Genomic DNA, 12,741 nt, shown 5'->3' with positions numbered 1-12,741 from the left:
GGGCGTCACTCCACCTCCGGGTCGGCGAGCGCCGGCAGCCGTACCGTCACGCGCAGCCCCGGGGCGGCCGCCGCCGGCTCGGCGTCGGCCAGCTCGACGCTGCCGCCGGCCCGGCGGACCAGCTCCCGCACAATGGCCAGGCCGAGACCGGCGCCGCCGGCGTCCCGCGCCCGGGCGTCGTCCAGCCGGGTGAAGCGGGCGAAGACCCGCTCCCGGTCCGCTGCCGGGATGCCCGGCCCGTCGTCGGTCACCGTGACCAGGTGGTACGCCGAACCGCTCCGCTGCCGGGGCACCGGCGGGCCGGCGTGCGGGCCGGTGACCGCGAGCCGCACCTCGCCGTGCGCGTGCCGCAGCGCGTTCTCCACGAGGTTGACCAGCACCCGGCGCAGCTCCCCCGGGTCCCCCTCGGTCCAGAGCGGCCCGGCCGGCGGGATGTGGCGCAGCGGCGGGGACGGATAGCGCTCCGCCACCCCGCGCAGCAGCTCCCCCAGCTCCACCGGGCCGACCGCGTGCGGCGCGGGGCGGTCCGGCCGGGCGGCCTGCTCGTCGAGGCGGGCCAGCAGCAGCAGGTCGTCGACGAGCCGGCTGAGCCGCTCCGTGTCGGCGAGCAGGTTCTCCGCCACGGCCGGCCAGTCCGGGTCGCCCAGCCGCCGGGCCACCTCCAGCTCGGTGCGCATGTTCGTGAGGGGGCTGCGCAGCTCGTGCGCGGCGTCGGCGACGAACGCCCGCTGCCGGTCCCGGGACGCGGCCAGCCGGTCCAGCATGTCGTTGAGGGTGACCGCCAGCCGCTGGATCTCGTCCCGCCCGGCCGGCACGGGCAGCCGCTCCGCGCCGGCCCGGCCGGTGATCTCGGCGGCCCCGCTGCGCAGCGCCTCCACCGGCCGCAGGGTCGCCCCCACCACCCGCCAGGCCACCACGGCCAGCCCGGCCACCAGCAGCGGGAAACCGACAAGCAGCAGGTTCCGGACCACATGGAGGCTGTGCCGGACGTCGGACATCGACTTCGCCACCAGCACGGTGCGCGGCTCGTCCGGGGTGCCCGCCGGCACCGTCACCACCCGCACCGGCCCGGTGAGGCCGACCCGCCGCCCGTCCACCACCAGCCGCTGGCGCTCCCCGGCGCGCAACTGGTCGGCGCCGAGCATCGGCACCAGCCGGTCGGCGTCGATGGAGGCGGCCCGGATCCGGCCCTGGCCGTCGATCACCTGGACGCGGAGCTGCCCGCCGGCCACCGGCAGCGGATCGGGCAGCGCGTCCTCGGTGGCCAGCATCGCGACGGCGTCCGCGGTGCGGAGCGCCTCGGCGTCGACGGAGCGCTGCAACGTCCAGCCGAGCGCGCCGAGCAGCAGCGCCCCGCCGAGCGCGAACCCGAGGACAAGCCCGAGCACCCCGAGCGCGAGCAGCCGGGACCGCAGCCCGAGGTCCGGCAGGAGCGCGCTGAGCCGGCGCCTCATGTGGCGAGCCGGTAGCCGGCGCCGCGGACCGTCTCCAGCCGGTCCCGGCCGATCTTGCGGCGCAGGTAGCCGACGTAGACCTCGACCGCGTTCGGCGCCGTCTCCACCGAGGCGTCCCAGACGTGGTCCAGCAGCTCGGTCTTGGAGACCACCTCGCCGGGGCGGCGCATCAGGTAGGCGAGCAGGGCGTACTCGCGGGCGGTCAGGGCCACCTCGGCGTCGGAACGGGTCACCCGCCGCCGCGCCGGATCCAACCGCAGGTCGCCGACCGCGAGCACGGCCGGGCGCTCCGGCGCGCCGCGGCGCAGCAGCGCCCGCAGCCGGGCCAGCAGCACCACGTACGAGAAGGGCTTGGTCAGGTAGTCGTCGGCCCCGCAGTCCAGACCGTCGGCCTGGTCGTACTCGCCGTCCTTGGCCGAGAGCATCAGCACCGGCAGCCAGCGCTCCTCGGCGCGCAGCCGGCGCACCACCTCGTAGCCGGACAACCCGGGCAGCATCACGTCGAGGATCATCGCGTCGTAGTCGCCGTGCCGGGCGGCGTCCAGCCCGCCGGGGCCGGTGGGCTCGACGTCCACCACGAAGCCCTCCGCCTGGAGACCCCGCCGCAGCGACGCGGCCAGCCGCGTCTCGTCCTCCACCACCAGCAACCGCACGGGTCAAGGGTGCCATCAGGTGACACCCCCTAGGGAATCTCCTCAGCGCTCTCACAGCGACCCTGGTGCAGCATCTACCGTCAGGAGGTGCACACCATGTCCGTACTGAAGAACCGCGCCGTGCTCCGCTGGCTGGTCCCGGTGACCGCGGGGGTCGCCGTGATCGGGGGCGGCGCCGCCGTCGGCACGTTCGCGGCCGGGGCCGACCCGGCGCTGCCGCCGCGCACCGCCGCCCAGCTCCTGGAGGACCTGCGGACGTCCCGCCTCGACGGGCTCTCCGGCACCGTCGTGCAGCGCGCCGACCTCGGGCTGCCGCCGATCGCCGGGCTGGTCGGGCAGGCCGCCGGGAACGATCTGGCCAGCCTGGTCAGCGGCACGCACACGCTGCGGGTCTGGTACGCCGGCCCGGAGCGCCAGCGGCTCGCCCTGGTCGACACGCTGGGCGAGCGGGACGTGCTGCGTGACGGGCGCGACGTCTGGACCTGGGACAGCCGGGCCAACACCGCGTCCCACCGGAAGCTGCCGGCGGACGCCAAGGACCTCGGGTCCGCGCCGGCCACCCCGGCCGACGCCGCCGACCGGGCGCTCGAGGCGATCGACCCGAGCACCGCGGTCACCGTCGGCCGCTCCGCCACCGTCGCCGGGCGCAGCGTGTACGAGCTGGTGCTGACCCCGCGCGACCGGGATTCGCTGGTGCACCAGGTGCGGGTCGCGCTGGACGCGAAGGAGCACGTGCCGCTGCGCTTCGAGGTGCTCGCCGACGGGGTGGACGAGCCGGCGTTCGAGGTGGCCTTCACGCAGGTCGACTTCCGCACGCCGGACGCCGACCAGTTCACGTTCAACCCGCCGCCGGGTGTGACGGTCAAGGAGGAGCCGGCGGGTGACGAGCGCGGGCCGGCCGGCCGGCAGCGCCCGGAGCGGGGCGGGGCCGACCCGGACGTGCGTACCGTGGGGACGGACTGGACCACCGTGCTGGTGGCGAAGCTCGACGCGGCCGGCGCCGCGGGAGCGGCGGGCGGGAAGCCGGGCGCGAAGCCGGGCGAGGCGGCCGGGCCGGACGCCGACATGATGGCGAAGGTGCTCGGCGGGCTGCAGCGGGTGAGCGGCGACTGGGGCAGCGGCCGGCTGCTCACCGGCAAGCTGTTCAGCGTGCTGCTCACCGACGACGGCCGGGTGCTGGCCGGTCTCGTGCGGCCGGAGCGGCTGTACCAGGCGGCGAAGGGCTGAGATCCGCAAGCGGACTCTCCGGGGTCCGGTCGGCGTGTGCCGGCCGGGCCCCGCTTTCGTGTGCGAGCCTGCGGGTGTGACGTGGTCGTGGGCGCCGGCGAGGCTTGGTCCGGCGGCCCGCCGCGCGGTATCTTTCTCAGTTCAAACACAAAAAGGAATGGCTCCAAAAGCCATTCCTGCCGCAATTCTAGGCGATGAGGAGCCGGCTTGTCAACCCACTCCGACGTGTCGGGTGAACTGGACCAGGACGACGAGATCGGCCGCGAGCAGACGTACGTCTCGATGCTCTACGACCGGCTGGACGACAAGCGGGACCAGGCCGCCCGGCGGCTCACCGAGGAGCTGCGCGCCACCGGCGGCACGAAGCAGGCCCGGTCGCAACGCGACCACGCCGTGCGGATGTACGCCGAGCAGGTCGAGCAGCTCTCCGCGGTGGAGAGCGGCCTCTGTTTCGGCCGCCTCGACGGCGACGACGACTCGTGCCGCTACATCGGCCGGATCGGCATCTTCGACACGTCCGGCGACTACGACCCGCTGCTGATCGACTGGCGCGCCCCGGCCGCCCGCGCCTTCTACCTGGCGACCGCCGCCAACCCGCAGGGGGTCCGCCGGCGGCGGCACCTGCGTACCCGGGAGCGGAAGGTCACCGGGCTCAACGACGAGGTGCTGGACATCGCCGCCGCCTCCCCCACCGCCCACGAGGAGGTGACGGGCGAGGCGTCGCTGCTCGCCGCGCTGAACGCCGGGCGTACCGGGCGGATGCGCGACATCGTCGAGACCATCCAGGCGGAGCAGGACCGGATCATCCGGGCCGACCTGCCGGGCGTCATGGTGGTGCAGGGCGGGCCGGGCACCGGCAAGACCGCGGTGGCGCTGCACCGGGCCGCGTACCTGCTCTACACCCACCGCCAGCAGCTCTCCACCCGGGGCGTGCTGCTGGTCGGCCCGAACCCCACCTTCCTGCGCTACATCTCCCAGGTGCTGCCGACGCTGGCCGAGACGGGCGTGCTGCTGCGCACCCAGGCGGATCTGTTCCCCGGCGTGCACGCCCGGCGCACCGAGCCGGCGGCCACCGCGGCGCTGAAGGGCCGTGCCGTGCTGGCCGAGGTGCTGGCCAACGCGGTACGGGACCGGCAGTGGGTGCCGGACGAGCCGCTGGAGATCGAACTGCCCCAGCGGGAGATCCTCACCCTCGACCCGGAGACCGTGCGCCAGGCACGGGAGCGGGTCCGCCGCACCGACCGCCCGCACAACCTGGCCCGGGCGCTGTTCGACATCGAGATCGTGCACGCGCTCGCCGACCAGGTGGCCGAGCGGATCGGCGCCGACCCGCTCGGCGGGGAGAACCTGCTCTCCGAGGCCGACCGGGCAGAGATCCGCCGGGAGCTGCGCGACGAGCCGGGGATCCGGGCCGCGCTGGACGAGCTGTGGCCGGTGCTCACCCCGCAGCGGCTGCTCGCCGACCTGTTCGAGTCACCGGAGCGGATCGCCGCCGCCGCGCCGATGCTCACCGACGCGGAGCGGGCCGCGCTGCACCGGGAGCCGGGTGGCTGGACGCCGGCCGACGTGCCGCTGCTGGACGAGGCGGCCGAGCTGCTCGGCGAGGACGAGCGCGCCGCCGCCGCCCGCCGGGAACGGATCCGGGCCCTGGAACGCGAGTACGCCGAGGGCGTGCTGGAGATCTGGCGGGGTTCGCGCTCGATCGACGTGGAGGACGAGGCGGACGGCGGCGAGATCCTCGGCGTCACCGACCTGATCGACGCCGACCGGCTCTCCGAGCGGCAGGAGGAGACCGACAACCTCACCACCGCGCAGCGGGCCGCCGCCGACCGCACGTGGGCCTTCGGGCACGTGATCGTCGACGAGGCGCAGGAGCTGTCGCCGATGGCCTGGCGCCTGCTCATGCGCCGGTGCCCGAGCCGGTCCATGACGATCGTGGGGGACGTGGCACAGACCGGGGCGCTCGCCGGCACGCCGTCGTGGCAGGAGGCGCTGGCGCCGTACGTGGCGGACCGGTGGCGGCTGGAGGAGCTGACCGTCAGCTACCGCACCCCGGCCGAGATCATGGCGGTCGCCGCCGAGGTGCTGGCCGAGATCGACCCGGCGTTGCGCCCACCCCGCTCCGTACGCGCCAGCGGCGTGCCGCCGTGGGACCGTACGGTGCCGGCGGACCGGCTCGCCGCCAACCTGGTCGAGGCGACCGCGCGGGAGGCGGCCGGGTTGGCCGACGGCCGGCTCGGGGTGATCGTGCCGGCCGGCCGGGTGGACGAGCTGGGGGCGGCGGTCGTCGCGGCGCTGCCCGAGGCGACCGTCGGCGAGCAGCCGGAGCTGGCGAACCGGGTGGTGGTGCTCACCACCGAGCAGGCCAAGGGCCTGGAGTTCGACTCGGTGCTGGTGGTGGACCCGGACCGGATCGTCGCCGAGTCCCCACGCGGCCACAGCGACCTCTACGTGGCCCTCACCCGAGCCACCCAACGCCTGGGCATCCTCCACACCGCCTGACCCACCCGACCCTTCTGACGATCATGAGGTTTGCGGCGGGAATGGAGATCAACACCGCCGCCAACCTCATGATCGACGCGGGCGCGGGCGCGGGCGGGGGCGGGCGCGGGCGCGGGCGCGGGCGCGGGCGGGGGCCGGTAGAGCGCGGCGGAGGGGGCGGCCCTGGCCGCCCCCTCCGCCGCTTGTGCCCGGGTGTCAGCCCGGGTTGGCCTGGTCGTTGGTGAAGTTGCCGACCTGGCTGCCGCTCGACGACGCGTCGCTGGTGGAGCCGCCGGCCGGGGTGCTCAGGCCGCCGGTCGTGGCGTCGCCCGTGGTCGTCGGCGCCACCGTGCCCCGGTGCTGCTCCGGCTGGCGGGCCACCCGGCGGACGCTGGCCGGACCGGCGGTGCCGCCGGTCGTGGTGACCGCGCCCTGGCCCCGGGTCGGGCCGCCGTCGCGCAACACGTTCGGGTCGACCGGGGCGTGCGCCGGGTCGTCCGGATCCTCCTCCTGGATGACCCGCAGCACGTCGGTCTGCGGCACGGTGACCTCGTCGAGCGCGCCCTCGCCGTAGACGCCGCCGGCGACGCGCTCCTCGGCCCGCCGGGCGGCCTGCTGCCGCATGTCGTCCTCACGCACGTGAACCACCTCGCAGATTTCTCGGGATCTTCCTTGCGTGCCCGACGACCGGGGGCTGAAACCGGCCGGCCCGGCCGACCCCGACCGCGCCGGCTATCCGCCTGGATGTCCGTTTCTCGCCGCCGGTCAGGCGGGCTGCCGCCGGCGCTCCTATTCGGCCGCCAGGTGGCGTTACCTCACCGGGGCCAGGGGTAGACGGAGGGTGCCCCCGCCACAGTGCGCGAACCGTGCCGTGGCCGACCTGCGGCAGCGGGGCGGGTGGTGTGCAGAGAACGACTCATCAAATCCTGAGGAGGACCAGATGAGCACGCAGGCTGCATCCGCCAGGCCGATGAACCGGCCGGCACAGGACATGTCCAACCGGGCCGCCATGCAGGAGACGCCGACCCGCCCCATGCCGATGATGCACGACGGGCATCGGGAGCAGGCGATCCAGTCGCCCGGTACGGAGACCAAGCCGTCGTTCGCGACGACCGAATTCTGGGTCTACGTCGCGTCGGTGGCGGCCGTGCTGGTGGCGTCCTTCCTGGTCGGCAAGAACTCGGTCGGGGTGGACATCTTCCGCGCACCGCAGGCCTGGTTCTTCATCACGCTGCTGACCATCGGTTACCTGGGTAGCCGCGGTCTGGCCAAGGCCGGAAGCAACTTCCGCAGCGGTGAGGAGCGCAAGGCCCGGCACTGACCGGAGCCGCTCCTGAAACGACGATGCCCCCGGGGTCACCCCGGGGGCATCGTCGCGTGTGGTCACTCCCCGCCGAAGTCGCCGAAATCGCCCTCGAAGGCGTCCTCGATCAGCTCGCCGGCGACCAGGCCGCCCGCCACGCCCAGCGCGGCACCGGCCACCATGCCGCCCATGCCCGCGCCGCGGTGGCCGTGGTGCCCGCGCGGCGCGCCGAAGCCGTGCGCGCGCAGGTTGCCGTAGCGCGAGGTGGTCTCCCGCAGCCAGCCGTCGACCACCTGGACCCAGTCGGTGCGGCCCGCGTCGCTGTGCGGGACGGCGTAGCGGCCGAAGGCGTCGTGACCGGGGGTGAGGAAGCCGCCGCGCTTGTCGCACTCCAGGATCACCTCGACGCCGTGCTGGCTGGTGACGAAGGTCAGCTCGACCTCGTTGGTCACCTGCGCGTACTGGGGCGCGGCGAAGAACTCGATCTCCTGGTAGAAGGGGAGCGTCTGCTGCACCCCGCGGATGTGCCCGCGCTCCAGGTCGGCGTGCTTGAACCGGAAGCCGAGCGCCTGGAAGGCGTCGAGGATGCGCTCGTGGATCGGCAGCGGGTGCACCGCCACCTGGTCCAGGTCGGACTTGTCCACGGCCCGGGCCACCGCCAGCTCGGTGCGCAGGCCCATGGTCATGCCGTGCAGCCGCTGGCCGTACACGTCGGTGACCGGGGTCTCCCACGGCACCGGGAGCTGGAACGGGATGGACAGCTGCTGCTTCGGGGCCAGGTCCAGCGGCCCGCTCACCGGCATCCGGTGGAACTCCATGACGCCGGCGTACTCGGTGTCGCCGCTCTCGATCTCGACCCGGGTGACCAGGCCGACGGTGATCTGCTCGATGCTCGCCGGCGCGTCGCCGCCGACCAGGTTGACGTGCCCGTCCAGGGTCAGGCCCGGCCGGGTGTTGGGGTTGGTCAGCACGGTGTCGACGCTCGGGCCGCCCACGCCGAACGCGCTCAACATCTTCTTGAAGACCATCGCCACTCCGCTTCCACCGTCGGCGCGCTCCACCCTGGAGCGCACGGGGCCACGAAGGGGACCCTAACCTGGGCGCCTGTGAAGTGCCTGAAAGCCGGGCCGGTCAGTCGACGTCGACCACTATGAGCTCACCGACCTGCTCGCCGATCTGCTGGCGCCCCTCCGGCGGCAGCCCGCCGTCGGTGACGAGCACGTCGGCCGCCTCCAGCGGGGCGATGGTGGCGATGCCGATCGTCTCCCACTTGGTGTGGTCGGCGAGCACCACGAGCCGCCGGGCCGCGCCGATCAGCCGCCGGTTGACGGCCGCCTCCAGCAGGTTCGGGGTGGTGAACCCGGTACGCGGGCTCATGCCGTGCACGCCGAGGAAGAGCAGGTCGACGTTGAGCGCCGCGATGGCCGCCTCGGCCACCGGGCCGGTCAGCGCGTCCGAGGGCGTGCGGATGCCGCCGGTGAGCACGACGGTCTGGTCGGCCCGCGGGTTCTGGTAGAGGGCGTCGGCGACCGGGATCGAGTTGGTGACCACGGTCAGCCCCCGGACGTCGGCCAGCCGGGCCGCCAGGGCGGCGGTGGTGGTGCCGGCGGAGAGCGCGATGGCCATGCCGGGCTCGACCAGGCCGGCGGCCCGCTCGACGATGGCCCGCTTCTCGGCCTGCTGCCGGATCGACTTGGCGGCGAAGCCCGGCTCCTCGGCGGAACCGGGGCCGGCCAGCGTCGCTCCCCCGTGGACCTTGTCGACCAGGCCCCGCTCGGCGAGCACCTCCAGATCCCGCCGGATGGTCATGTCCGACACCCCGAAGCGGCTGACCAGGTGGCTGACCCGGACGCCGCCGCGCTGGCGGATCAGCTCCAGGATGGCGCTCTGCCGTTGCTGGGCGAGCATCGAACTCCCTTCGGGCGGCACAAACGTCAGACCGCGTCGGTCGTCCGGCGCACCGCGGGCGCACCGGCGTCCGGCGGCCCGGGCGGCAGGGCGCGGTCGCCGGCGCCGCCGGACGTCTCGCGGACGACGGCCACCTCCCCCGCCGGGACGACCAACTCGCCGTCGCACCAGCCCCCGGCGAGCAGTTCGGCGCCGGTGACCGCCAGCCGGGCCTCGGCGTCGGTGTGGTTGATGACGAACAGCCAGCTCCGGTCGCCGGCCCGGCGGCGGACCACCTCGACCCCCTCCGGGGCGGTAGCCGCCGGGCGGACGCCCGCCTCCGCGAGCAGCCGGGCGACCAGCCGGTCGGTGGCCGCCTGGTCGAGCCGGGTGCCGAGGTACCAGGCCGCGCCCGCGCCGACCGCGTGCCGGGTCAGCGCCGGCACGCCGGGCAGCGGCCCGTCGGCGTACGCGGCGAGCACCTCGGCGCCCTCGGCGTGCAGCCACTCGGTCCACACGTCGGCGGTCGTGCCGTCGTCGAGGCGGACCGACTCGCCGGCCCGGAGCGGGAAGAACTCCTCGGTGCGGACGCCGAGCAGGTCGCGGAACGCGCCCGGGTAGCCGCCGAGCCGGATGTGGTCGTGCTCGTCGACGATGCCGCTGAAGTAGGTGACAAGCGCGGTCCCGCCGGCCTCGACGTACCGGCGCAGCGCGTCGGCGTCGGCGTCGCGGACCAGGTAGAGGGTGGGCGCCAGGACCAGCCGGTAGCGGGACAGGTCGGTGGACGGGTGCACCACGTCGGCGGTGACCCCGGCCCGCCAGAGCGCGCCGTGCAGCGCGGTGAGCCGGTCGACGTAGGTGACGTCGACGCTGGGGTGGGAGTCGAGTTCGGCACCCCACCAGGCCTCGTAGTCGAAGAGTACGGCCACGTCGGCGTCGACCCGGCTGCCGCGCACCTCGGCCAGTGCCCGCAGGTCCGCGCCGAGCCGGCAGACCTCGCGGAACACCTTGGTCTCCGGGCCGGCGTGCGGGACCAGCGCGGAGTGGAACTTCTCGGCGCCGGACCGGGAGGCCCGCCACTGGAAGAACAGCACCCCGTCGGCGCCGCGCGCCACGTGGGCGAGGCTGTTGCGGCGCAGCTGGCCGGGGGTCTTGGCGACATTGCGCGGCTGCCAGTTCACCGCGCTGGTGGAGTGCTCCATGAGCAGCCACGGGTCGCCACCGGCGACGCCCCGGGTGTGGTCGGCGGCCAGCGCCAGGCCGACCTGCGGCTGGGGGTCGGCGGCGGTGAGGTAGTGGTCGTTGGCGACCAGGTCCACGTCGGCGGCCCAGGAGTGGTAGTCGAGGTACTTGATGCCGGTGCCGATCATGAAGTTCGTCGTGACCGGCTGGGTGGTGAGCCGGGTCAGCAGCTCCCGCTCGGCGCGCAGCTGGGCGCGCTGCTCGTCGGAGGAGAAGCGCAGGAAGTCCAGCTGCTGGGTGGGGTTGGCGAAGGTCGGGGCGGTCCGCGGCGGGTGGACCTCGGCCCAGTCGTGGTAGCGCTGGCTCCAGAACGCGGTGCCCCAGGCGGCGTTGAGCGTGTCCAGGTCGCCGTACCGCTCGCGCAGCCAGGTGCGGAACGCCTCGGCGCTGACGTCGCAGTAGCAGTGCACGTTGTGGCAGCCCAGCTCGTTGGAGACGTGCCACATGACGACGGCCGGGTGGTCGGCGTACCGGCCCGCCACGGCCTCGACCAGGGCGAGCGAGCGCTCGCGGAACACCGGCGAGCTGGGGCAGTACGCCTGCCGCCCGCCCGGCCAGAGGATGGTGCCGTCGGCGCGGCGGGGCAACGTCTCCGGGTGCCGGTGGGCCAGCCAGGGCGGCGGGCTGGCCGTGGCGGTGGCGAGGTCGACGCTGATCCCGCCGGCGTGCAGCAGGTCGAGCGCCCGGTCGAGCCAGCCGAACTCGAAGCGGCCGGGAGCGGGTTCCAGCAGGGCCCAGGAGAAGATCCCGACCGAGACGAGGTTGACCCCGGCCCGGCGCATCAGCTCGACGTCCTCGGCCCAGGTCTCCTCGGGCCACTGCTCCGGGTTGTAGTCCGCGCCGTACCAGATCTGCTCGCCGTGCCAGTTCCGCATGACAGCAGAGCGTGCCGCCGAACGCCACCCAAGTCAACACTTTCCAACATCGACAGAAATTCCAACGTTTACCGAGTTCCCCCGTTGTCACAACTGGGTTATCGCTGTCCTTCTGCCCTCTTGACAGCGCCGAAGCAAGGGGTAGCTTCAACCGCCACCGGCTGTTTCTGTTCGGACGTGTGGATTCTCGGTGGATCTACGGCGGCCGGCACGAACACCTATCCCCGTCACCCATCACAGCCCTTGGGCGCAGCGCACCTCTTCCACGCAGGAGGCACAATGTCCCGTCCCCGTACCGAAGCCGAGTACCTCGCTCGACTCGTACCCCCGTCCGTCGCCGGCCTGAACCGCCGCTCGCTGCTCGCCGGCGCGGCCGGCACGGGCGCGCTGCTCGGCACGGGACTGCTCGCCGGCTGCGGCTCCGACTCCGACTCCGGTGCCGATTCGAAGACCGTGTCGGTCGGCTCGAACGCCTCGGACCCCACGCCGAAGGACGTCCTCGCCAAGCTGGCGGCCGGCTTCCAGACCAAGTCCGGGGTCACCGTCAACATCAACACGGTCGACCACAACACGTTCCAGGAGAACATCAACAACTACCTGCAGGGCAAGCCGGACGACGTGTTCACCTGGTTCGCCGGCTACCGGATGCGGTTCTTCGCCGCCAAGGGCCTGGCCGGCGACGTCAGCGACGTCTGGGGCAAGCTCTCGGGATTCTCCGACGCGTTCAAGAAGGCCTCGACCGGGGACGACGGCAAGCAGTACTTCGTGCCGGCGTCCTACTACCCGTGGGCGGTTTTCTACCGCAAGTCGGTGTGGCAGCAGCGCGGCTACCAGGTGCCGAAGACGCTCGACGACTTCACCGCGCTCGGCGCGCAGATGAAGAAGGACGGCTTGAGCCCGATCGCCTTCGCCGACAAGGACGGCTGGCCGGCGATGGGCACCTTCGACATCCTCAACCTGCGGATCAACGGCTACCAGTTCCACGTCGACCTGATGGCCGGCAAGGAGGCGTGGACCTCCGACAAGGTGAAGAAGGTCTTCGACACCTGGGCGGGGCTGCTGCCGCTGCACCAGCCGGACGCCCTGGGCCGGACCTGGCAGGAGGCGGCCCAGTCGCTGCAGCAGAAGAAGAGCGGCATGTACCTGCTCGGCCTCTTCGTCGCCCAGCAGTTCAACGAGAACGAGCAGGACGACATCGACTTCTTCACCTTCCCGGAGATCGACTCCACCATCGGGGCCAAGGCCCTGGACGCGCCGATCGACGGCTACATGATGGCCCGCAAGCCGAAGTCCGAGGCCAACGCCAAGAAGCTGCTGGAGTACATCGGCGGCGTCGACGCCGCGAACATCATGGTGAAGGGCGACCCCGGCACCCTGGTCGCCAACACCGGCGGGGACACCAGCGGCTACACCGCGCTGAAGAAGAAGGCCGCCGAGCTGGTCGGCTCCGCCACCGAGATCGCCCAGTTCCTCGACCGGGACACCCGGCCGGACTTCGCCTCGACCGTGATGATCCCGGCGTTGCAGCAGTTCATCAAGGACCCGAAGGACATCGGCGGGCTGCTCACCAGCATCGAGAACCAGAAGAAGTCGATCTTCACCAGCTGACGGCGGAAGGG

At 73.5% G+C, this 12,741-nt stretch carries 10 protein-coding genes; 4 read left to right on the top strand and 6 right to left on the bottom strand.

The features are described 5' to 3' along the window. Positions 1-5: 5 nt before the first annotated feature. Both ACZ6PY_RS29780 and ACZ6PY_RS29775 read right to left on the bottom strand, forming a co-directional pair. The gene (locus tag ACZ6PY_RS29780) at positions 6-1,454 is read right to left on the bottom strand and encodes a sensor histidine kinase (protein ID WP_466078417.1); all 1,449 of its coding nucleotides are present in this window, start codon (positions 1,452-1,454) and stop codon (positions 6-8) included. Then, positions 1,451-2,107 (bottom strand): response regulator transcription factor, encoded by a 657-nt coding sequence (locus tag ACZ6PY_RS29775; protein WP_262284381.1) that lies wholly within the window; start codon positions 2,105-2,107, stop codon positions 1,451-1,453. Before ACZ6PY_RS29775 ends, ACZ6PY_RS29780 begins: the two co-directional genes overlap by 4 nt. Before the next feature lie 96 nt (positions 2,108-2,203). Between ACZ6PY_RS29775 and ACZ6PY_RS29770 the strand changes: the two genes are divergently transcribed. Together ACZ6PY_RS29770 and ACZ6PY_RS29765 are read left to right on the top strand one after the other, a co-directional pair. Next, a complete protein-coding gene (locus tag ACZ6PY_RS29770; protein WP_466078414.1) occupies positions 2,204-3,334 on the top strand; it encodes a LolA family protein in 1,131 nt (376 codons plus the stop codon). A gap of 282 nt (positions 3,335-3,616) precedes the next feature. Beyond that, entirely contained in the window at positions 3,617-5,836 is a 2,220-nt protein-coding gene (locus ACZ6PY_RS29765; RefSeq protein WP_466078579.1) for a HelD family protein, read from the top strand. 195 nt (positions 5,837-6,031) lie between these two features. On the opposite strand, the gene ACZ6PY_RS29760 is transcribed toward ACZ6PY_RS29765, so the two are convergent. Then, positions 6,032-6,454: a hypothetical protein gene (locus tag ACZ6PY_RS29760; protein ID WP_466078412.1), complete on the bottom strand. Its 423-nt coding sequence runs from the start codon at positions 6,452-6,454 to the stop codon at positions 6,032-6,034. A 301-nt stretch (positions 6,455-6,755) separates the two neighbouring features. Between ACZ6PY_RS29760 and ACZ6PY_RS29755 the strand changes: the two genes are divergently transcribed. Continuing rightward, positions 6,756-7,136 carry a hypothetical protein gene (locus ACZ6PY_RS29755; protein ID WP_262284384.1) on the top strand — a complete coding sequence of 127 codons (381 nt, stop codon included), beginning with the start codon at positions 6,756-6,758 and terminating at the stop codon, positions 7,134-7,136. Between the two features lie 62 nt (positions 7,137-7,198). Here the strand turns inward: ACZ6PY_RS29755 and ACZ6PY_RS29750 are convergent, their stop codons facing one another. From ACZ6PY_RS29750 to ACZ6PY_RS29740, 3 genes are all read right to left on the bottom strand, one after another. Next, positions 7,199-8,146 carry a sporulation protein gene (locus ACZ6PY_RS29750; RefSeq protein ID WP_466078410.1) on the bottom strand — a complete coding sequence of 316 codons (948 nt, stop codon included), beginning with the start codon at positions 8,144-8,146 and terminating at the stop codon, positions 7,199-7,201. 103 nt (positions 8,147-8,249) lie between these two features. Further along, complete coding sequence (locus ACZ6PY_RS29745) at positions 8,250-9,026, bottom strand: DeoR/GlpR family DNA-binding transcription regulator (protein ID WP_466078407.1); 777 nt, start codon at positions 9,024-9,026, stop codon at positions 8,250-8,252. 26 nt (positions 9,027-9,052) lie between these two features. After that, entirely contained in the window at positions 9,053-11,122 is a 2,070-nt protein-coding gene (locus ACZ6PY_RS29740; RefSeq protein WP_466078404.1) for a beta-galactosidase, read from the bottom strand. Between the two features lie 279 nt (positions 11,123-11,401). Here ACZ6PY_RS29740 and ACZ6PY_RS29735 point away from each other — a divergent pair, with 279 nt between their 5' ends. Further along, a complete protein-coding gene (locus tag ACZ6PY_RS29735) occupies positions 11,402-12,730 on the top strand; it encodes an ABC transporter substrate-binding protein (RefSeq protein WP_466078401.1) in 1,329 nt (442 codons plus the stop codon). Positions 12,731-12,741: the final 11 nt, after the last annotated feature.

The sequence above is a fragment of the Micromonospora sp. NPDC048907 genome, assembly GCF_055586885.1.
Note: the sequence above shows the minus strand (reverse complement) of the source record. Positions and strands in the feature narration are given on the sequence as shown.

Bases quoted from the DNA above. Each gene is read 5' to 3' on its own strand.
- ACZ6PY_RS29780 (WP_466078417.1), bottom strand. From the start codon at position 1,454: ATGAGGCGCCGGCTCAGCGCGCTCCTGCCGGACCTCGGGCTGCGGTCC.
- ACZ6PY_RS29770 (WP_466078414.1), top strand. From the start codon at position 2,204: ATGTCCGTACTGAAGAACCGCGCCGTGCTCCGCTGGCTGGTCCCGGTG.
- ACZ6PY_RS29765 (WP_466078579.1), top strand. From the start codon at position 3,617: ATGCTCTACGACCGGCTGGACGACAAGCGGGACCAGGCCGCCCGGCGG.
- ACZ6PY_RS29755 (WP_262284384.1), top strand. From the start codon at position 6,756: ATGAGCACGCAGGCTGCATCCGCCAGGCCGATGAACCGGCCGGCACAG.
- ACZ6PY_RS29750 (WP_466078410.1), bottom strand. From the start codon at position 8,146: ATGGTCTTCAAGAAGATGTTGAGCGCGTTCGGCGTGGGCGGCCCGAGC.
- ACZ6PY_RS29745 (WP_466078407.1), bottom strand. From the start codon at position 9,026: ATGCTCGCCCAGCAACGGCAGAGCGCCATCCTGGAGCTGATCCGCCAG.
- ACZ6PY_RS29740 (WP_466078404.1), bottom strand. From the start codon at position 11,122: ATGCGGAACTGGCACGGCGAGCAGATCTGGTACGGCGCGGACTACAAC.
- ACZ6PY_RS29735 (WP_466078401.1), top strand. From the start codon at position 11,402: ATGTCCCGTCCCCGTACCGAAGCCGAGTACCTCGCTCGACTCGTACCC.